The organism is Leptothrix discophora (assembly GCF_030705305.1).
Taxonomy (GTDB): Bacteria; Pseudomonadota; Gammaproteobacteria; order Burkholderiales; family Burkholderiaceae_C; genus Sphaerotilus; species Sphaerotilus discophorus.
Window position 1 is genome coordinate 552,035 of the sequence record NZ_JAUZEE010000001.1, and the last position, 19,113, is coordinate 571,147.

A 19,113-nucleotide genomic window follows, 5' to 3' on the forward strand; every position below is an offset into this window, starting at 1 on the left:
CCGTCGATTTTAGGGCTGCGACCCTGTGCGCAGGGCCTCGACGCGGCGGCGGTTCAAGCCGAGGTCGCCGTGGCCCAGCCGGGAGGCTGAGCGCACGTGGATCACGCCTGCGGCCGGGTCGGCCCACAGTTCGAGGTCGTCGACATAGCGCATCCACGGCGTCGTGAACTCGGCGCGCAGGTAGTCGTCACGCTGCTCGACCACGCGTGCGCCGGGCTGCGCGGCGATCCGCGCGGCCCAGCCGGCCATCGCCGCCGCCGGACTGCCGCGCAGCGAATAGGGATCGATGCGGGCATGGGCCCGCTGCGGGTGATCGGGGTAGAGATCGGCCTGGCTGCTGACGCTGTTGGGCGTGTTCGACGGCGGCTTGAGCCTGCCCTCGCGCACGCCCAGGTCGGTCGGCGGCCGGCCGCTGAAGGCGCCCAGCCGGGCGGCCACCAGCACCAGGCCGGCCAGGGCCAGCATGGCGAGGACGAGGCGCAGCAGCAGGGCCATCGTGGCGACGGCTTCAGCGATGCCAACTTCAGCGTCGCCGACTTCAGCGACGCCGGCGCGTGCTGGTCGAGCCGCCCAGCAGCGAGCCGAGCACGCCACGCACGATCTCGCGGCCGACGCTGGAGCCGACCTGTCGCACGGCGGACTTGACCAGCGTCTGCGCGATGCCGTCGCGCTGGCCGCCACGCGGGCCGGTGCTGCCGAACAGCAGGCTGCCCAGGCCGCCCATGACGGCCGATGCGATGTCGCCGCCACCGCCGCCGCTGCCGTCCTGCGGCGCGGTGCCACCGGCCTGTGGCATGCCACCTCCGGCTTGCGGGCTGGCGGTCGAGGCCTGTCGTGCAGCCGCCGTGTCCACGCTGGTGTTGGCGCGGCCCTTGAGGATCTCGTAGGCCGACTCCCGGTCGACCGTCTTCTCGTAGACGCCCGCCACCAGCGAGCCGTCCAGCAGCGCCTGCCGCTGGGCCGCGTCGATCGGCCCGACGCGGCTGGCTGGCGGCAGCATGAAGACGCGCTGGGTGACGCCCGGTCGACCCTTCTCGTCGAGCAGGCTGACCAGCGCCTCGCCGACGCCGAGCTCGGTGATCGCGGTGGAGATGTCCAGGCCGGGGTTGGCGCGCATGGTCTCGGCGGCCGACTTCACCGCCTTCTGGTCCCGCGGCGTGAAGGCCCGCAGCGCGTGCTGGACCCGGTTGCCGAGCTGGCCCAGCACGGCGTCCGGGATGTCCAGCGGGTTCTGGGTCACGAAGTAGACGCCGACGCCCTTGGAGCGCACCAGGCGCACGACCAGCTCGATGCGCTCGACCAGTGCGGCCGGGGCATCCTTGAAGAGCAGGTGGGCCTCGTCGAAGAAGAAGACCAGCTTGGGCTTGTCGAGGTCACCGACCTCGGGCAGGGTCTCGAACAGCTCGGACAGCATCCACAGCAGGAAGGTCGCGTACAGCCGGGGCGAGGCCATGAGCTGGTCGGCCGCGAGGATGTTGACGACGCCCTTGCCATCGACCGTCTGCATGAAGTCGTCGATCGCCAGCATCGGCTCGCCGAAGAACTGGTCGCCGCCCTGTTCGTCGATCTGCATCAGTCCGCGCTGGATCGCGCCGACCGAGGCCGCGCTGATGTTGCCGTACTCGGTGGTGAAGGTCGCCGCGTTCTCGCCGACGTGCTGCAGCATCGCGCGCAGGTCCTTCAGGTCCAGCAGCAGCAGGCCGTTGTCATCGGCGATCTTGAAGGCCAGCGACAGCACGCCCTGCTGGGTCTCGTTGAGGTTGAGCATGCGCGCCAGCAGCAGCGGGCCCATGTCCGAGACGGTGGCGCGCACCGGGTGGCCCTGCTTGCCGAAGACGTCCCACAACGTCGTCGGGCAGGCCGACCATTCCGGTGTGTCCAGGCCGCGTTCGGCCAGCACCTTCAGCAGCTTGGCGTTGTCGCCGCCCTTCTGGCTGATGCCGGTGAGGTCGCCCTTCACGTCGGCCATGAAGACCGGCACGCCGATCGCCGAGAGGCTCTCGGCCAGCTTCTGCAGCGTGATGGTCTTGCCGGTGCCGGTGGCGCCGGTGATGAGGCCGTGGCGGTTGGCCAGCGCGGGCAGCAGTTCGCAGCGGATCTCGCCATGCTGGGCGAGCAGGATCGGGTCGGCCATCGATGGGTCTCCGGAGGGTGAGGCTCAGGGCCAAAAGTAGAATGGCAGTCTATCGAAGAAACCCGGGGCACCGGCTCTGCGAGGGAGCGGTCCCGCCAGCCGCGTTCCGCTGCCGGCGCCCATCCGACGACGCATTCAGGAGCATCCATGGCCGGTCATTCCAAGTGGGCCAACATCCAGCATCGCAAAGGCCGCCAGGACGAGAAGCGCGGCAAGGTCTGGACCCGCGTGATCCGCGAGATCATGGTCGCCGCCCGCCAGGGTGGTGGCGACATCACCGCCAACCCGCGGCTGCGGCTGGCGGTCGAGAAGGCCAAGGCGGCCAACATGCCCGCCGACACGGTCAAGCGCAACATCGACAAGGCGACCGGCTCGCTCGAAGGCGTGACCTACGAGGAGATCCGCTACGAGGGCTACGGCATCGGCGGCGCGGCCATCATCGTCGACACCATGACCGACAACCGCGTGCGCACCGTCGCCGAGGTCCGGCATGCCTTCAGCAAGTACGGCGGCAACCTGGGCACCGAAGGCTCGGTGGCGTTCCAGTTCAAGCACTGCGGCCAGCTGGTGTACGCACCCGGCACGTCCGAGGACCAGGTCATGGAAGTGGCGCTGGAAGCCGGTGCCGACGACGTCATCCGCGATGACGACGGTGCCATCGAGGTCCTGACCCCGCCGGCCTCGTTCGAGGCGGTCAAGGAAGCCCTGGAAGCGGCCGGCCTGAAGGCCGAGATCGCCGAGGTCACCTGGCGTGCCGAGAACACCATCGCGCTGAGCGGCGACGATGCCGCGCGCATGCAGAAGCTGCTCGACGTCATCGAGGACCTCGACGACGTCCAGGACGTCTTCCACAACGCCGAGATCGACGCTTGAGCGTCGCACCTGTCCTGACGCCTCCCACTTCCCACAAGCTCCACAAGCGCTCCCCCATGAAAGTCCTGGTGATCGGTTCCGGCGGCCGCGAGCACGCCCTGGCCTGGAAGCTCGCGGCCTCGCCGCGCGTGCAGAAGGTCTTCGTCGCGCCTGGCAACGGCGGCACGGCGCTCAGCCCGTCGCTGTACAGCGTCGCGCTGACCGACGTCAACGCGCTGGCCGACTTCGCGCAGGCCGAGAAGATCGGCCTGACCGTGGTCGGCCCGGAAGCCCCGCTGTCGCAAGGCGTGGTCGACGAGTTCCGTCGACGCGGCCTGCGCATCTTCGGCCCGACGAAGGCGGCTGCGCAGCTCGAAAGCTCCAAGGCCTTTGCCAAGGCCTTCATGAAGCGCCACGCCATCCCGACGGCGGCCTACGACACCTTCACCGATGCGGCCGCCGCTCACGCCTACGTCGACCAGATGGGCGCCCCGATCGTCATCAAGGCCGACGGCCTGGCCGCCGGCAAGGGCGTGGTCGTGGCGATGACGCTGGCCGAGGCCCACGAGGCGGTCGACTGGATGCTGGTCGACAACACGCTCGGGGTGCAGCACAACAGCGGCGGCGCGCGCGTGGTGATCGAGGAGTTCCTGCAGGGCGAGGAAGCCAGCTTCATCGTGCTGTGCGACGGCCGCAACGTGCTGCCGCTGGCGACCAGCCAGGACCACAAGCGCATCGGCGATGGCGACACCGGCCCGAACACCGGCGGCATGGGCGCCTACTCGCCCGCGCCGGTGGTGACGCCCAACATCCACAACCGGGTGATGCACGAGATCATCGGCCCGACCATCGCCGGCATGGCCCGCGACGGTGTGCCCTTCACCGGCTTCCTGTACGCCGGCCTGATGATCGACGCGCAGGGCCAGGTCAAGACGCTCGAGTTCAACACACGCATGGGCGACCCCGAGACCCAGCCCATCCTGATGCGCCTGAAGAGCGACCTGCTGGAGGTGCTGCTGCACGCGACCGACGGCGCGCTCGACCAGGTCCAGCTGGACTGGGATCGCCGCGTCGCGCTGGGCGTCGTGCTGGCCGCTGGCGGCTACCCGAACGCGCCGCGCAAGGGCGACGTGATCCGTGGCCTGCCGGCCGAGGCGGAGGACTGCATGGTCTTCCACGCCGGCACCACGCTGGACGCGCAGGGCCAGGTCCTCACCAGCGGCGGGCGCGTGCTGTGCGTGACCGCCCTGGGCGACTCGGTCAAGGGCGCCCAGCAGCGCGCCTACCAGGGCCTGCAGGGCATCCACTTCGACGGCATGCAGTTCCGCCGCGACATCGGCCACCGCGCGATCAAGCGCTGAACCGGGAGCGGGCGACATGGCAGACGACACCACGCTGAGCAACGACACCGTCCGCAACTTCCTGCTGGGCCTGCAGGACAGCATCTGCAGCACGCTGCAGGCGCAGGACGGCCACGCCTTCATCACCGATGCCTGGGAGCGCCCGCCCGGCGGCAAGCTCGAAGGCAAGGGCATCACCCGGCTGGTCGAGGGTGGCGAGCTGCTGGAACGCGGCGGCTGCGCCTTCTCGCAGGTGCGCGGCACGGCGTTGCCGCCGTCGGCCACGCAGCACCGGCCCGAGCTGGCCGGCGCGCCGTTCGAGGCCATGGGCGTGTCGCTGGTCTTCCACCCGCGCAACCCGCACGTGCCGACCGTGCACATGAACGTGCGCATGCTGTCGGCCACGCCGACGCAGGGCCCGAACGCCGGCGTGCCGGTGCGCTGGTTCGGTGGTGGCATGGACCTGACGCCCTACTACGGCGTCGAGGAAGACGCGGTGCACTTCCACCAGGTCTGCCGCGACGCGCTGGCCCCGCATGGCGCCGCGCTCTACCCGCGCTTCAAGCGCTGGTGCGACGAGTACTTCTTCCTCAAGCACCGCAACGAGCCGCGCGGCATCGGCGGCATCTTCTTCGACGACTTCGCCGAGCTGGGCCCGGACGGCAGCTTCGCGATGCTGCGCGACGTGGGCGATGCGCTGCTCAAGGGTTGGCTGCCGATCGCCCAGCGCCGCCGCGACACGCCCTATGGCGAGCGCGAGCGTGACTTCCAGCGCTATCGGCGCGGCCGCTACGTCGAGTTCAACCTGGTCTGGGACCGCGGCACGCTGTTCGGCCTGCAGTCGGGCGGCCGCACCGAGTCCATCCTGATGTCGATGCCGCCGCAGGCCAACTGGCGCTACCAATGGTCGCCCGAGCCCGGCACGCCCGAGGCGCGGCTCTACAGCGACTTCCTGCGCCCGCGCGACTGGCTGGGCCTGGGCGAGTGAGATGACCGCGCCGGCGAGCGTCCGGCCGGTGCGCCGCATCGGCCTGTTCGGCGGCAGCTTCGACCCGGTCCACCAGGGCCACCGGGCCCTGGCCGACGCGGCCATGGCGCAGCTGGGTCTCGACGAGCTGCGCTGGGTCGTTGCCGGCCAGCCCTGGCAGAAGCAGGGCCGGTTGCTCGCGCCGGCCGCCGACCGCCTGGCCATGGTCGAGGCGGCCATCGCCGGGGCGCCGGGCCAGCGGGTCGAGCGCATCGAGGTCGATCGGGCTGGCCCGAGCTACACCATCGACACAGTCACCGCGCTGCAGGCCGCCGCGGGGTCGGGCGACGACTGGTGGCTGCTGATCGGGCAGGACCAGCACGCCAACTTCTGCAGCTGGCGCGACTGGCCCGCGCTGCTCGGTCGGGTCGGCCTGGCGGTCGCCGCCCGTGACGGCATCGCGCCGCAGCCGCCGGCCGGGCTGGCCGCCGTGCCGCACCGCTGGCAGGTGCTGCACATGCCGGCCCATCCGGCCAGCGCGACGACCATCCGACGGCGGCTGGCGGGCGGAGAAGCCGCAACGCATCTCGCGCCCGACTGGCTTGCGCCCGGTGTGGCCGACCTCATCGAGCGGCGGGGGCTGTACCATCCCGTCCCCGCGCAGCCTGTGGACAGGCCCGCATCGCCCGACGCCGGACCGATCTCCGCGTCCAACGGCGTCCCCCAACAGCGTCCCTGACAAGAACGCACCAAACACCACCCGCATGGACATCCGCAAGCTGCAACGTGCCATCGTCGACGGTCTCGAAGACGTCAAGGCGCAGGACATCGTCGTCTTCAACACCGAACACCTCTCGCCGCTGTTCGAGCGCGTGGTCATCGCCTCGGGCACCAGCAACCGCCAGGCCAACGCGCTGGCCGCCAGCGTGCGCGACGCGGTCCGCAGCGCCGGCGGCCAGGTGCTCAGCACCGAAGGCGGCGACAACGGCGAATGGATCATCGTGGACTGCGGCGCCGCCGTCGTGCACGTGATGCAGCCGGCGATCCGCCAGTACTACCACCTCGAGGAAATCTGGGGTGGCAAGCAGGTGCGCATCAAGCTCGGCACCGGCAAGAGCGGCCTGGTCAAGGCCAGCGAGCCGGTCGAGGAAGAAGACGAGACGCCTGCGCCGGCGCCCAAGCGCCGCAGCGCCAGAGCCGCTCGCGAGGACCACCTGACCGAGGCCGACAACGCGGTGCGCGCCTCGCAGACCCGGGTCGACGACGACGAGGACGAACTGAGCCTGCGTGGCGCGGCCCGTCCGGCCCGCAAGACCTCGAAGACGGCCGCGCGCAAGCCGGCCTCCAAGACGGCCCCGAACGCCGGCAAGGCCGATGCACCGGGCACGGCGGTCGGTCGCAAGGCCGTGGCCCGCAAGACCACTGGCCGGCGCGCGCCGACCAACGTGCAGTCGCTGGTCGTGCTGCCCGAGGGCAAGGTCCTCAAGCGCAAGGCGCCCGCGACGGCGGTCAAGACCGCCACGCAGACGACGGCCCGCAAGGCCGCCGCGCGCAAGGCGGCTCCGGCAGCTGCTCCGGCAACGGCACCCGCACCGGTCCGCAAGGCGGCGGCCAAGGCACCGGCAAAGACGGCCGCGAAACCTGCTGCACCCAAGGCCGCCGCCAAGAACGCCGCCGCGAAGAAGGCCGCCCCGGCCCGCAAGCGCAGCACCTGATCGACCGGCCGCCGCCCGGCGGCGCCCCTCCACCCGACACCGTCCCCGCGTGAAGCTGCTGCTCGTCGCCGTCGGCCAGCGCCTGCCCGGCTGGGCCGACGAGGCCTATGCGGACTACGCCAAGCGTTTTCCGCCCGAGCTCCGGCTGGAGCTGAAGGCGGTCAAGACCGAGTCGCGCCAGAGTGGCAAGCCGGTCGACGCCCTGATGGCCGCCGAGGCGCTGCGCATCGAGGCCGCGATCCCGAAGGGCGCGCGCCGGGTCGTGCTCGACGAGCGCGGCAGCCGCGTCACCACCGTGCAGCTGGCCGAGCGCCTGAAGGCCTGGCAGCTCGACGGCCGCGATGCCGCCCTGCTGGTCGGTGGCCCGGACGGACTGGACCCGGCCTTGCGCGCCAGCGCCGACGAGAGCCTGCGGCTGTCCGACCTGACCCTGCCGCACGCCTTCGTGCGGGTCATGCTGGCCGAGGCGCTGTACCGTGCCTGGACGCTGTCGATCGGACATCCCTACCACCGCGAATGAACCGAGGCCCGACCGCCATGGCACGACCCGACTGGCTGTACCTCGCCTCCCAGAGCCCACGCCGCGCGCAGCTGCTCGACCAGCTCGGCGTCGTCCACCGCCCGCTGCTGCCGTCGCCTGACGAGGATGCCGAGGCGCTGGAGGCCGAGCGCCGTGGCGAGTCGCCGTCGGCCTACGTCCAGCGTGTGACCGCCGCCAAGCTCGATGCCGCTCGGCGTCGCCTGAAGGGGCTCGGCCTGCCGGGTGCGCCCATCCTCTGCGCCGACACGACGGTGGCGATCGGTCGGCGCATCCTGGCCAAGCCGGTCGATGCCGACCATGCCTGCGCGATGCTGGCCGAGCTGGCCGGTCGCGAGCACCGTGTGCTGACCGCCGTGGCGGTGGGCACGGCGCGCCGGACCGAGGCGGTGCTGCAGGTCTCGCGGGTGCGCTTCGAGCCGCTGACCGCGCGCCAGATCCGCGCCTACGTCGACACCGGCGAGCCCATGGGCAAGGCCGGCGCCTACGCCATCCAGAGCCGTGCCGGCGCCTGGGCCAGCTCGGTGCATGGCAGCCATTCGGGCATCATGGGCCTGCCGCTGCACGAGACCGCCGTGCTGCTGAGGCGCCTGGGCTTGCTGCTCTGACCTGACGCCGAAGCCGCTGGCCGCCGATCCCATCCGCCGCAGTTCCCGTCCACGCCGCGCCGGCCTCCTGGCCGGCCCACGAAAGCACGCTTGAGCATGCAAGACATCCTGGTCAACTGGTCGCCGCAGGAAACGCGCGTGGCGGTGGTCGAGAACGGTGCGGTGCAGGAGCTGCACCTTGAACGCACGCTCGAACGCGGCCTGGTCGGCAACGTCTACCTCGGCAAGGTTGCCCGCGTGCTGCCGGGCATGCAGAGCGCGTTCATCGACATCGGGCTGGAGCGCGCCGCCTTCCTGCATGTGGCCGACGTGCACGTGGCTGGCCAGCCGCATGGCCGCGGGCCGCACGTGGACGCGACCTCGCTGCCGCCGATCGAGAAGCTGGTCTTCGAGGGCCAGAGCCTGGTGGTGCAGGTCATCAAGGATCCGATCGGCACCAAGGGCGCCCGGCTGTCGACCCAGATCAGCGTGGCTGGCCGGCTGCTGGTCTACCTGCCGCAGGACGACCACATCGGCATCTCGCAGAAGATCGGCTCGCCCGAGCTGCGGGACCAGCTGCGCCAGCGCATGACCGTGCTGGTCGGCACGCGCGAGTCGGGCGGCGGCGGTGGGTTCATCCTGCGCACCAATGCCGAGGATGCCGACGACCGCGAGCTGGCCGACGACATCGCCTACCTGCGCAAGACCTGGGCGACGATGCGGGCGCTGGCCCTGAAGAGCCCCGCCGGCGCGCTGCTGCACGAGGACCTCAACCTGGCCCAGCGCGTGCTGCGCGACCTGGTCAACGAACACACCCAGTCGATCCGGATCGACTCGGGCATGCAGTTCGAGGCCCTTCGCGCCTTCGGCACCCAGTACACGCCCGGTGCGGTCGGGCGGCTGCAGCATTACCGCGGCGAGCGGCCGATCTTCGACCTGTTCGGCATCGACCAGGAGGTCGAGAAGGCGCTCGGCCGGCGGGTCGAGCTGAAGTCCGGCGGCTACCTCGTGATCGACCAGACCGAGGCGCTGACCACCATCGACGTCAACACCGGCGGCTACGTCGGCGCGCGCAACTTCGACGACACGATCTTCAAGACCAACCTCGAGGCGGCACAGGCCATTGCCCGCCAGCTGCGGCTGCGCAACCTGGGCGGCATCATCATCATCGACTTCATCGACATGGCCCGCAGCGAGCACCAGGAGCAGGTCCTGGCCGAACTGCGCAAGCAGCTCGCGCGCGACCGCACGAAGACGACCATCAGCGGCTTCACGCAACTCGGCCTGGTCGAGATGACCCGCAAGCGCACGCGCGAGTCGCTGGCCCACATGCTCTGCGAGCCATGCCCGACCTGCGGCGGGCGCGGCCAGACCAAGACCGCGCGCAGCGTCTGCTACGACATCCTGCGCGAGATCCTGCGCGAGGCGCGGCAGTTCAATCCCAAGGAATTCCGCGTCATCGCCTGCGCCGCCGTGGTCGAGATGCTGCTCGACGAAGAGAGCCAGCACCTGGCCGGCCTGAGCGACTTCATCGGCAAGCCGATCTCGTTGCAGGCCGAGGCGTCGATGAACCCGGAGCAGTACGACATCGTGCTGATGTGAAGGCTGCGGCGCAGCCCCGCGATCAGGCGCCGCGCGGCACCCGCCCCATCAGGTAGAACTCGGCGTTGGGCATCATGCTCAGCAGGTTGGCCATGCGGTTGGACAGGCCGAAGAAGGCGGTGATCGCGCCGATGTCCCAGATGTCCTCGTCGCTCAGGCCGTGGCCGTGCAGCGTGGCGAAGTCGCGCTCGTCGACCGATGCCGAGTCGCTGCAGACCTTGAGCGCGAAGTCGAGCAGGGCATGCTGGCGCAGCGTCAGGTCGGCCTTGTGGTGGTTGATCGCCACCGCGTCGGCCAGCAGCGGCGACTTCTCGTGGATGCGCAGGATCGCACCGTGCGCGACGACGCAGTACAGGCAGCGGTTGGCACCCGAGGTGGCCACGACGATCATTTCCTTCTCGCCCTTGCTGAGGCCGGAGGGGCGCAGCATCAGCGCGTCGTGGTAGTCGAAGAAGGCCCGGCACTCGTCCGGCCGATGGGCCAGCGCGAGGAAGACGTTGGGCACGAAGCCGGCCTTTTCCTGGACCGCGAGGATGCGCTGGCGCAGATCGTCGGGAAGGCTGTCCAGCGAGGGCACGGGGAAGCGGCTGATGCGGCCGGCGGGATGGGCCTCGGTGGTGGTCGGTCGCGGTGTGGACGTGGCGTTCATCGTGTCTCCGGTTGAGTCTCCCGACATGCTGCCACGGCCCGTTCTGCGGTGATCTGGGCACCCTTGCGCCGGCCCCTTTTCGCTGGCACAGCCTGTCACCGGGCGTCTGTAACCTTGGGATATATTGCCGGGGCTCTTGAAGTTGCCGGTCCCTCTCGGACTGCACGCATGCCCCGTCACCTCCACCATTCCAAGATGACCTCCCGTCGACAGTTTTCCCGCCTCGCCCTCGGCGCCATGGGCGGATTGGCACTGCCGTGGTCGCCAGCCGCGCTGGCTCAATTCCGGGTCGAGATCTCGGGCGTGGGTGCCACCCAGATCCCCATCAGCGTGATGCGCCTGCGCGACGAGGACAAGGCGCCTGTGCCGGTCTCGGCGATCGCCCGTGCCGACCTCGAGCGCAGCGGCCTGTTCAAGCTGGTCGACGGAGGAGGCGCGCTGGCCGACGAGAACGCGCGGCCGGTCTACGCCGACTGGCGTGCCAAGGCGGTCGATGCGCTGGTCGCCGGCTCGATGACGCGGCTGGCCGATGGCAAGTTCGACGTCCGCTACCGCGCCTGGGACGTCATCAAGGGCATCGACGTCGGCGGCAAGGCCACGCCGCCCAAGTCGAAGGAAGAACTGCGCGGCGTGGCCCACGAGATGGCCGACTACATCTATCAGCTGCTGACCGGCGAGCGGGGCGTGTTCTCGACCCGCATCGCCTATGTGTCGAAGGCGGCCGGCCGCTACACGCTGTGGGTGGCGGATGCCGATGGCGAGGCCGCCCAGGTCGCGCTGGCCGGCCCCGAGCCGATCATGTCGCCGTCCTGGTCGCCCGATGCACGCGAGCTGGCCTACGTGTCGTTCGAGGAACGCAAGGCCATCGTCTACGTGCAGGACGTCTATGCCGGCAAGCGCCGCATCGTCGCCAGCTACAAGGGCTCGAACAGCGCGCCGGCCTGGTCGCCCGATGGCAGCACGCTCGCCGTCACGCTGACCCGCGACGGCCCGTCCCAGATCTACCTGATGAACCGCAACGGCGGCGAGCTGCGCCGCCTGACCAGCGGCAGCAGCATCGACACCGAGGCCGCCTGGGCGCCGGACGGCAAGAGCCTCTACTTCGTCAGCGATCGGGGCGGCGGTCCGCAGGTCTACCGCGCCGCGATCAGCGGCGGCAGCGTCGAACGCGTCACCTTCGCCGGCAACTACAACATCAGCCCGGCGGTCAGCCCGGACGGCCGCAACCTCGCCTACATCTCGCGCAACGGCGGCAACAGCTTCCAGCTCACGCTGATGGAACTGGCCACCGGAACCATCCGCACGCTGACCGACACCAACGACGACGAGAGCCCGAGCTTCGCGCCCAATGGCCGCATGCTCATCTACGCGACCCGCGCCGCTGGCCGGGACGTGCTGATGACGACCACACTGGACGGCGCGATCAAGGCCCGCCTGGGCGTGCCGCAGGTCGACGTCCGCGAGCCGACCTGGGGACCGTACGGGCGTTGAGGTCCTGGCGCACGCGCCATGTGGTCCTCACGCCGATTCCGACGAACCATGTCCACGAACATCGGCCGCCACGCAGCGGCCTGGAGTCCTTCCTGATGAAAGCCATGTCCTTCCACGGGTACCGCACGCTGCGAATGGCAGCGGCGGCCGGTGTCGTCGTCCTGTTGGCCGCCTGCGCCTCGTCCACCCGGCTCGACCCGCCGGCTCCCGTCGAGGACCGCAACCGGGCCGGTGGCTCCGCGCTCGCCGGCGGCGGCAGCGGCGGTGCAGCAGGTGTCGGTTCGGTCAACGGCGGCGGCACCGGGAGCACCACGCTGCCGGCCGGCGACAACCGCATCCCGTCGATCGACCTGGGCAGCGCCAGCAACGGCGCGGGCGGCAACGCCGGCCTGCCGCGCATCGTCTTTTTCGATTTCGACAGCTATGTCGTCAAGGACGACTTCCGCAACGTGATCGAAGCCAACGCCCGTTACCTGGGTGCGGACCGCAAGCGCAAGCTGCTGGTCGAGGGCCACACCGACGAACGGGGCGGCCGTGAATACAACCTCGCCCTGGGCCAGAAACGCGCTGACGCGGTCGTGCGTGCGCTGGGTCTGCTGGGAGCCGGCGATGCGCAGACCGAAGCCGTGAGCTATGGCAAGGAACGCCCGGCCGCCAGCGGCAACGATGAGGCCACCTGGGCGAAGAACCGTCGCGTCGAGTTGAAGGATCGCTGATGAACAACATGTCCCAACCACTGACCCGACTGGCCCGGTCGCTGCTGCTGTGCCTGCCCTTGTTCGGTCTGGTCCCGAGCGCACAGGCCGGCCTGTTCGACGACGAGGAGGCACGCAAGGCCATCCTCGAACTGCGCGGCCGGCTCGACAAGGCCGAGGCCGCGAACACGCAGCTCAGCCAGCAGCTTCAGCAGCAGCAGGCTGCCCGCAAGGCCGAGAACGCCGATGCGACCGAGCAGCTCAATGTCCTGCGCCGCGGGGTGCTGGACCTGAACGGCCAGATCGAGCTGTTGCGTGGCGAGATGGCCAAGCTGCGTGGCCAGGACGAGCAGGCGACCCAGTCGACCCGCGATGCGGCGCGTGAGCTCGCCGACCTGCAGCGCAAGCAGAAGGACCTGATCGCGGCGCTGGCTGCACAGGACGAGCGCCTGCGCAAGCTCGAGCCGCAGAAGGTCAGCCTGGACGGTCGCGAGATCACCGTCGACGTGGCCGAGAAGAAGGCGTACGACGACGCCATCGGCGTGCTGCGCAAGGGTGACTTCGCCCGCGCGGCCGAAGCCCTGCAGGCTTTCCAGCGACGCTTCGCCGGCAGCAGCTACGGCGGGCATGTCCAGTACTGGCTGGGCAACGCGCAATATGGCAAGGGCGACGTCAAGGAAGCCATGGCGACCTTCCGCGCGCTGGTCACGAGCACGCCGGACCACCCGCGTGCGGCCGAGGCCCTGCTGGCGGTCGCCAACTGCCAGGTCGAGCTGAAGGACCCGAAGGCGGCGCGCAAGACGCTGGACGAGCTGGTCAAGACCTATCCGCAGTCGGAGGCCGCACAGTCCGGCCGCGAGCGCCTCGCGCAGATCAAGTGAAGGACCGGGAACCCGACCGGTCGAGGGCGCGAACCTAGAATCGCGTCCATGCAAGCGATCGACGTGTCCGTCCTCACGGCCCAGGTTCTATGGGCCGTCTTCATTCTGGCCTTCGCGTTCGGCGCGCTCGGCGTGCGGACCCAGTTCTGCACCATGGGCGCGATCGCCGATGCCGTGAATTTCGGCGACTGGCGCCGCCTGCGGATGTGGATGCTGGCCATCGGCGTGGCGGTGCTGGGCTTCAACCTGCTGGTGGCGAAGGGGCACTTCGTCGCCGACCAGACGCTCTACGGCGGCAACCGCTGGCAGTGGGCTTCGGCGGCGGTCGGTGGTGCGATGTTCGGCTTCGGCATGGTGCTGTCCTCGGGCTGCGGCAGCCGCAACCTGCAGCGCCTGGGCTCGGGCAGCCTGAAGGCACTGGTGGTGCTGGTCGTCATGGGCCTGGCCGCCTGGATGACGCTGCGTGGCCTGACCGCCGTCGTGCGTGCCAACACGGTCGACACGCTGGCGCTGACCTTGTCGACGTCGCAGGATCTGCCCAGCGTGCTCGGCGCGCTGATGGGTGGATCGCGCACGACGTGGGCCGCTGTGCTCGGCCTGCTGATCGGCGGCGGGCTGATGGCCTGGGTGCTGTCGGCGCGCGAAGGCCGCGAGGCCGTCGTGCTGGCCGGTGGCCTGGGCAGTGGCGCGCTGTTGCTGGGCGTCTGGTGGGTGTCGCTGCAGTTCGGCCATCTGGCCGAACATCCGGAGACGCTGGAAGAAGCCTTCCTGGGCACGGCCAGCCGTCGTGGCGAAGCGCTGAACTTCGTCGGGCCGGTCGCGCAGGGCCTGGAATGGCTGGTCTTCTTCACCGACGCCGGACGCCGCACGACCACGGGGCTGGTCGCGGTGCTGGGCGTGTTCTCCGGCTCGCTGGCGGTGCACCTGCTGCGAGGCGAATTCCGCTGGGAAGGCTTCCGCGACACCGCAGACACGGCGCGGCATCTGTTCGGTGCGGTGCTGATGGGCATCGGCGGGGTGACCGCCATGGGTTGCAGCATCGGCCAAGGCTTGTCGGGCATCTCGACGCTGGGACTGACGAGCATGGTGGCGCTGGCCGCCATCGTGCTTGGCTGCGTCGGCGGACTGCGATTCCTGACCTGGCAGCTGGAGCGCTCGGCATGACGGTCGAGGCTGTCGGTGCGGACCTCGAACGGCGCTTCGGTGGTCTGCGGCGGCTCTGGGGCGACGGCGGCTACGAGGCTGTGCGCCGTGCGCGCGTCGCGGTGATCGGCATCGGGGGCGTCGGCTCCTGGGCGGCGGAGGCGCTGGCGCGCTGCGGCGTGGCGCAGCTGGTGCTGGTCGACCTGGACCAGATCGGCGAGTCCAACATCAACCGGCAGATCCAGGCGCTCGGAAGCAGCGTCGGCGCGGCGAAGGTCGACGTGATGGCGGCGCGGGTTCGCGACATCCACCCTGGCTGCGATGTGCACGCCGTCGAGCAGTTCGCGGAGGAGGGCAACTGGCCCGGCCTGCTGCGCGGTGCTGTCGACATCGTGATCGACGCCTGTGACCAGGGACGCGCCAAGTTGCTGCTGGCGCGCTGGTCACGCGATGCCGGCGTGCCGATGGTGACGGTCGGCGCGGCCGGCGGCAAGACGCAGCCGCAGCGGGTGCGCGTCGCCGATCTGGCGCAGGTCACGCACGACCCCCTGCTGGCGCGACTGCGGCAGCAACTGCGCAAGTCGATTGGCGCGTCCGGGCCGATCGGCGCGAACGAACGGCTGGGGCTGATCTGCGTCTATTCCGAGGAGGCGGTCGCCTTGCCATCGACCGGAGACGACGCCTGCAGCACCGACGGCAGCTTGAACTGCCACGGCTATGGTTCGACCGTCGCCGTCACCGCCACCTTCGGCATGACAGCCGCCGAAGCGGCGCTCGCCCACCTTCGGGCGCGTCGCGGCGTCCTCACCGAGGCACAGGGAGAGCGTGCGAGGCCCTGTGTCAGCACCCCCCTTGCGTGAACCAAAAAGAATTGCCTATAATCTTTGGCTTTCCTGGATGCACTGGGCAAAGCACAAACCGACAGAGCCGCGAACCGTATCCGAGCAGGGATGCATGACGGGATTCAGGTCGGAAGGTGTGAAGGCCGGTGCCAGGTAACTGAGTTGCAATTTTCGACGTCGGTCCACGAATGTGGCATCGGGTCTTGAAGGTTGCTGGTTTAGTTGAAGGCTCCGGGAAGACTCTGACGAGAGTATCGGCAAGATGAACCGAAGTCTTGCCGATACTCCCCGAGACCATTGGCTGGTACCCGTGTCCTCGGACCGGGTTGGCCAGGGTGGCGAGTGAAAAGTAGGGGCGGGTTGTTAGCTCAGTCGGTAGAGCAGCGGACTTTTAATCCGTTGGTCGCGTGTTCGAGTCACGCACAACCCACCAAAACAGTGTTATGATCTAGTTCTTTCGGGCTCTTAGCTCAGTTGGTAGAGCAGCGGACTCTTAATCCGTTGGTCGAGTGTTCGAGTCACTCAGGGCCCACCAACATTGGAAGCCTCCTGGTTCTCACCAGGAGGCTTTTTTCTTTGTCAGGCGACCCGCAAGGTCGGTGGTGATTCCGATGACTGGATCAGCAGCCTGCAAGTTTATTTATATTTCGTTGCAGGCAAACGACAAACCGCGATAAGCCAAGCATTGCTTCTGGCGCACCGGCGAGTGGGGACCGTCCGCACGCATGCGATTGATGTCGACAATGACCGTTTACAGGTCAGGTCAACCCTTCAATCGCGCATGCCCAGACGCCAGCAGGAACCAGCGAGCCCGTCGCACGACGCTGCACGCCCCAAGACACGAACAGCCACACGAACAGCCCTGCAACCCCAGGGATTGCGCGACGATGGCCGTTGTCCACCATGGCGCGCATGCCTCATCGCGCTGGCCTTGCCTTGTGTCGGTGGCACAGCCTGGGCCGCCGACGCAGCGTCTGACGAGTCCCCCCTGGCAGTGGCGTCGCAGTCTCGGCTAGAGCGTGTCGAGATCACCGGCAGCCTGCTTCGTGTGACCGATCCCGACAGCGCCGCGCCGATCACCGTGATTCGTGCGTCCGACTTGCGCCAACGGGGCGTGAGCACGCTGGCGCACGCCTTGGCCACGGTCGCGGCCAGCCAGTCGCGCCTGGACCTGTCCGACAACGTCGGCAACGTCAGCGGTGGCAAGGCCGAGATCGACCTGCGCGGTCTGGGTGCGGCGATCGGCTCGGGAGCCTCGCGAACGCTGGTCCTGCTTGACGGCCGCCGGCTCGTCAACCATCCGTTTGACGGTGCTGCGGTGGATCTCTACGGCATCCCGCTCGCAGCCGTAGACCGCATCGAGGTTCTGCGCGACGGTGCTTCAGCCATCTATGGTGCCGATGCCATCGGCGGCGTCGTCAACGTCGTGCTTCGACGCGACCTGAGCCGACAGGAAGTCGCCGTGGAGGCGCAAGGTTCGACCCGTGGTGGCGGCCTGGTGCGACGCTTTTCGCTGGCCGGGGGAGGGCAGGGTGGTGCCGATGCGCCGGGCGCCGAACCCGCCTGGCAATGGATGCATGCGCTGGACTTGCGCGACCAGCAGCGCCTGGCGGCCAACCGCCGTGCCGCCTCGCGCACCGGCGTCCTGCTGGGCGACACCGATCGCCTGACCAGCTCGACGTCCTTTCCAGGCTCCATCAACGGCTACGACCCGGCCTATCCGGACTGCGCACCGCCGGCCTCCGTCGCCGGCACACAGAGCTTTTGCCAGTTCGACACGGCCGCCTTCGTCGACGCGATCCCGGCCAACCAGCAGCGACTCGCCTTGTTTCGGGCCGAGCGTCGACTCGACGCGCAGTGGATGCTGTCGGCCGAACACCTGTGGTCTCGCCAGCACGTGCTGGCCAACAGCGGTGCCGCGCCGGCTGCCCACTACCTGCGCAGCGGCACGCCCTTCCTGTCCAGCCTGCCAGCAGGTTTCGAAGGCACGGTGCCGGACCTCTACGGGCCGGACCCGACCGTCGAGTTGCCTGGCGGCGTTGTCTACTGGCGTGAACTGGCCGCCGGCCCGCGCATCCGGTCGTCGACCACCTACGGTGCCCGCAGCCTGCTGGGCTTGCGCGGCGAGCTGGCCGGCGGCTGGACGATCGAGAGCGGACTGGGCCGAGCCAGCAGCCGCAGCAGCGAGCGCGTGCGACGCGGCTACGTCGACGACGGCGTGATCCAGCAAGGCGTCTGGGACGGCCTGATCAACCCGTTCGGTCCGCAGACCGTGGCCGGGCAGCAGGCGATCGATGCGGCGCAGCGCGACGGCGAGGTCCAGCGCGGCCGGGCCAGCACGGACCTGGTCGACGTGCGCGTGCGGGGCGACCTGGCGCAGACCCGACACGGACCGATCGCTGCCGCCTTCGGTGCCGAGCACCGGCGCGAACGCTTGTCCTTCGCGGTGGCCGATCTCGCGGCGGCATTGCCCAGCCTGGGCCTGGATCCCGGCGCCGACACCCAGGGGGCACGACGCGTCAATGCCGTCCATGCGGAAGTGCAGTGGCCGCTGTCTGAACGGCTGGACCTGACCACCGCCGTGCGCGTCGACCGCTACAGCGACATCGGCAGCGCCTTCAGCCCCAAGGCTGCCTTGCGCTGGCGGGCGCTGCCGAACTGGACCCTGCGCGGCAGCGTGGGCACCGGCTTCCGGCCGGCCACGCTCTATGACCTGCACCGACCTTCGGCGCTCGGCTTTTCCGCTGACAGCCACGATGACCCGGTCTATTGCCCGGGCGGCACGGCGGCGGCGGGCATGTCGCCCGGCGATGCGCAGAACGCCTGCGGCGTGCAGTTCCAGACCCGCAGCGTCGGCCCGGCCGCGAACGGCCAGCCGCTCGACAGCCTGGCACCGGAGCGCTCGCGGCAGTTCACGCTCGGCAGTCTCTGGGCACCGCTGCCGACGCTCAGCGTCTCGCTCGATTACTGGCACATCCTGCTGCGCAACGTCATCGGCGCCTTGCCCGACGGTGCGGTGTTCGACGACCCGACCCGCTACGGCGCGCGCATCGTGCGCTGCAGCCAGTTGCCCGCCGGTGCCGGATCGGGGCTGCGGCGCGAGGACTTTCCGGCTTGCCTGAGCAGTGGCATCGATGCCATCGCCTATGTCGACCTGCCGACGCAGAACCTCGGTTCCCTGCGCACCCAGGGGCTGGACCTGGGCGTGCAATGGCTGATCTCGCGGGGTCCGTCCGGGCGCTGGAGTGCTCGCATCGAAGGCACGCGCGTGCTCGGCCACCGCTACCAGCGTGAACCCGGCGGCGCGTTTCAGGACGCCGTCGGTGTTTACGGTGATGACGCCCCAGTGTTCCGCTGGCAGCACCTGGCCAGCCTGAACTGGGCGCACGAGGCCTGGGCGGTCAGCTGGTCACAGCGCTACCGATCGGGCTACCGCGACCAGGTCGAGACCCGCCATGTGGGGGCCGACATCACCCACGATCTGGGGGTTCAATGGCGCTGGTCCGAGACCTGGCTCACGACCTTCACGGTGCGCAACGTGTTCGACCGCGATCCGCCGTTGAGCCTCCAGTCGCGCTCGTTCCAGGCTGGCTATGATCCGCGCTTCGCCGACCCGGCCGGGCGCATGTTCGGTCTCCAGGTGTCGGCCAGCTTCTGACCACCGGGCCTGCGATCCG

17 protein-coding genes and 2 tRNA genes are annotated in these 19,113 nt (G+C 69.7%); 16 read left to right on the plus strand and 3 right to left on the minus strand.

Annotated elements, in window-relative coordinates:
- Positions 1–9 precede the first annotated feature (9 nt).
- On the minus strand, positions 10–495 hold the full coding sequence (locus tag Q8X39_RS02460; protein WP_305748034.1) for a DUF1499 domain-containing protein: 486 nt from the start codon (positions 493–495) through the stop codon (positions 10–12).
- 43 nt (positions 496–538) lie between these two features.
- Positions 539–2,134: a helicase HerA-like domain-containing protein gene (locus tag Q8X39_RS02465; protein ID WP_305748035.1), complete on the minus strand. Its 1,596-nt coding sequence runs from the start codon at positions 2,132–2,134 to the stop codon at positions 539–541.
- A 147-nt stretch (positions 2,135–2,281) separates the two neighbouring features.
- On the opposite strand from Q8X39_RS02465, the gene Q8X39_RS02470 reads away from it, so the two are divergent.
- The 8 genes from Q8X39_RS02470 (at position 2,282) to rng (ending at position 9,735) form a co-directional block, all read left to right on the plus strand.
- On the plus strand, positions 2,282–3,007 hold the full coding sequence (locus Q8X39_RS02470) for a YebC/PmpR family DNA-binding transcriptional regulator (RefSeq protein ID WP_305748036.1): 726 nt from the start codon (positions 2,282–2,284) through the stop codon (positions 3,005–3,007).
- Positions 3,008–3,063: 56 nt separating this feature from the next.
- Entirely contained in the window at positions 3,064–4,347 is a 1,284-nt protein-coding gene (gene purD, locus Q8X39_RS02475; protein WP_305748037.1) for a phosphoribosylamine--glycine ligase, read from the plus strand.
- A gap of 16 nt (positions 4,348–4,363) precedes the next feature.
- Positions 4,364–5,314 (plus strand): oxygen-dependent coproporphyrinogen oxidase, encoded by a 951-nt coding sequence (hemF, locus tag Q8X39_RS02480; protein ID WP_305748038.1) that lies wholly within the window; start codon positions 4,364–4,366, stop codon positions 5,312–5,314.
- A gap of 1 nt (position 5,315) precedes the next feature.
- Positions 5,316–6,032 carry a nicotinate (nicotinamide) nucleotide adenylyltransferase gene (gene nadD, locus Q8X39_RS02485; RefSeq protein ID WP_305748039.1) on the plus strand — a complete coding sequence of 239 codons (717 nt, stop codon included), beginning with the start codon at positions 5,316–5,318 and terminating at the stop codon, positions 6,030–6,032.
- A gap of 25 nt (positions 6,033–6,057) precedes the next feature.
- Positions 6,058–7,008 (plus strand): ribosome silencing factor, encoded by a 951-nt coding sequence (gene rsfS, locus Q8X39_RS02490; RefSeq protein WP_305748040.1) that lies wholly within the window; start codon positions 6,058–6,060, stop codon positions 7,006–7,008.
- Between the two features lie 49 nt (positions 7,009–7,057).
- A complete protein-coding gene (rlmH, locus tag Q8X39_RS02495) occupies positions 7,058–7,528 on the plus strand; it encodes a 23S rRNA (pseudouridine(1915)-N(3))-methyltransferase RlmH (protein ID WP_305748041.1) in 471 nt (156 codons plus the stop codon).
- Between the two features lie 17 nt (positions 7,529–7,545).
- On the plus strand, positions 7,546–8,154 hold the full coding sequence (locus tag Q8X39_RS02500; protein WP_305748042.1) for a Maf family protein: 609 nt from the start codon (positions 7,546–7,548) through the stop codon (positions 8,152–8,154).
- A gap of 96 nt (positions 8,155–8,250) precedes the next feature.
- On the plus strand, positions 8,251–9,735 hold the full coding sequence (gene rng / locus Q8X39_RS02505; protein WP_305748264.1) for a ribonuclease G: 1,485 nt from the start codon (positions 8,251–8,253) through the stop codon (positions 9,733–9,735).
- A gap of 22 nt (positions 9,736–9,757) precedes the next feature.
- Here rng and Q8X39_RS02510 read toward each other — a convergent pair whose 3' ends face one another.
- Positions 9,758–10,384, minus strand: a complete 627-nt coding sequence (locus tag Q8X39_RS02510) for a peroxidase-related enzyme (RefSeq protein WP_305748043.1) — start codon at positions 10,382–10,384, stop codon at positions 9,758–9,760.
- Positions 10,385–10,579: 195 nt separating this feature from the next.
- Here Q8X39_RS02510 and tolB point away from each other — a divergent pair, with 195 nt between their 5' ends.
- The 8 genes from tolB to Q8X39_RS02550 all read left to right on the plus strand — a co-directional run bounded on the left by tolB (position 10,580) and on the right by Q8X39_RS02550 (position 19,094).
- Positions 10,580–11,875 carry a Tol-Pal system beta propeller repeat protein TolB gene (gene tolB, locus Q8X39_RS02515; RefSeq protein WP_455363811.1) on the plus strand — a complete coding sequence of 432 codons (1,296 nt, stop codon included), beginning with the start codon at positions 10,580–10,582 and terminating at the stop codon, positions 11,873–11,875.
- 104 nt (positions 11,876–11,979) lie between these two features.
- On the plus strand, positions 11,980–12,591 hold the full coding sequence (locus tag Q8X39_RS02520) for an OmpA family protein (protein ID WP_305748266.1): 612 nt from the start codon (positions 11,980–11,982) through the stop codon (positions 12,589–12,591).
- An 8-nt stretch (positions 12,592–12,599) separates the two neighbouring features.
- Positions 12,600–13,451 carry a tol-pal system protein YbgF gene (ybgF, locus tag Q8X39_RS02525; protein WP_369538083.1) on the plus strand — a complete coding sequence of 284 codons (852 nt, stop codon included), beginning with the start codon at positions 12,600–12,602 and terminating at the stop codon, positions 13,449–13,451.
- A gap of 48 nt (positions 13,452–13,499) precedes the next feature.
- Positions 13,500–14,615: a YeeE/YedE family protein gene (locus Q8X39_RS02530; RefSeq protein WP_305748045.1), complete on the plus strand. Its 1,116-nt coding sequence runs from the start codon at positions 13,500–13,502 to the stop codon at positions 14,613–14,615.
- Entirely contained in the window at positions 14,612–15,454 is an 843-nt protein-coding gene (locus Q8X39_RS02535) for a tRNA threonylcarbamoyladenosine dehydratase (RefSeq protein ID WP_305748046.1), read from the plus strand. Before Q8X39_RS02530 ends, Q8X39_RS02535 begins: the two co-directional genes overlap by 4 nt.
- Positions 15,455–15,793: 339 nt before the next feature.
- A tRNA-Lys gene (locus Q8X39_RS02540) sits at positions 15,794–15,869 on the plus strand.
- A 26-nt stretch (positions 15,870–15,895) separates the two neighbouring features.
- A tRNA-Lys gene (locus Q8X39_RS02545) sits at positions 15,896–15,971 on the plus strand.
- A gap of 513 nt (positions 15,972–16,484) precedes the next feature.
- The gene (locus Q8X39_RS02550; protein ID WP_305748047.1) at positions 16,485–19,094 is read left to right on the plus strand and encodes a TonB-dependent receptor domain-containing protein; all 2,610 of its coding nucleotides are present in this window, start codon (positions 16,485–16,487) and stop codon (positions 19,092–19,094) included.
- Positions 19,095–19,113: the final 19 nt, after the last annotated feature.

Coding starts and splice junctions, on each gene's coding strand:
- Q8X39_RS02460 (WP_305748034.1), bottom strand. CDS start 495: ATGGCCCTGCTGCTGCGCCTCGTCCTCGCCATGCTGGCCCTGGCCGGC.
- Q8X39_RS02465 (WP_305748035.1), bottom strand. CDS start 2,134: ATGGCCGACCCGATCCTGCTCGCCCAGCATGGCGAGATCCGCTGCGAA.
- Q8X39_RS02470 (WP_305748036.1), top strand. CDS start 2,282: ATGGCCGGTCATTCCAAGTGGGCCAACATCCAGCATCGCAAAGGCCGC.
- purD (WP_305748037.1), top strand. CDS start 3,064: ATGAAAGTCCTGGTGATCGGTTCCGGCGGCCGCGAGCACGCCCTGGCC.
- hemF (WP_305748038.1), top strand. CDS start 4,364: ATGGCAGACGACACCACGCTGAGCAACGACACCGTCCGCAACTTCCTG.
- nadD (WP_305748039.1), top strand. CDS start 5,316: ATGACCGCGCCGGCGAGCGTCCGGCCGGTGCGCCGCATCGGCCTGTTC.
- rsfS (WP_305748040.1), top strand. CDS start 6,058: ATGGACATCCGCAAGCTGCAACGTGCCATCGTCGACGGTCTCGAAGAC.
- Q8X39_RS02500 (WP_305748042.1), top strand. CDS start 7,546: ATGGCACGACCCGACTGGCTGTACCTCGCCTCCCAGAGCCCACGCCGC.
- rng (WP_305748264.1), top strand. CDS start 8,251: ATGCAAGACATCCTGGTCAACTGGTCGCCGCAGGAAACGCGCGTGGCG.
- Q8X39_RS02510 (WP_305748043.1), bottom strand. CDS start 10,384: ATGAACGCCACGTCCACACCGCGACCGACCACCACCGAGGCCCATCCC.
- tolB (WP_455363811.1), top strand. CDS start 10,580: ATGACCTCCCGTCGACAGTTTTCCCGCCTCGCCCTCGGCGCCATGGGC.
- Q8X39_RS02520 (WP_305748266.1), top strand. CDS start 11,980: ATGTCCTTCCACGGGTACCGCACGCTGCGAATGGCAGCGGCGGCCGGT.
- ybgF (WP_369538083.1), top strand. CDS start 12,600: ATGTCCCAACCACTGACCCGACTGGCCCGGTCGCTGCTGCTGTGCCTG.
- Q8X39_RS02530 (WP_305748045.1), top strand. CDS start 13,500: ATGCAAGCGATCGACGTGTCCGTCCTCACGGCCCAGGTTCTATGGGCC.
- Q8X39_RS02535 (WP_305748046.1), top strand. CDS start 14,612: ATGACGGTCGAGGCTGTCGGTGCGGACCTCGAACGGCGCTTCGGTGGT.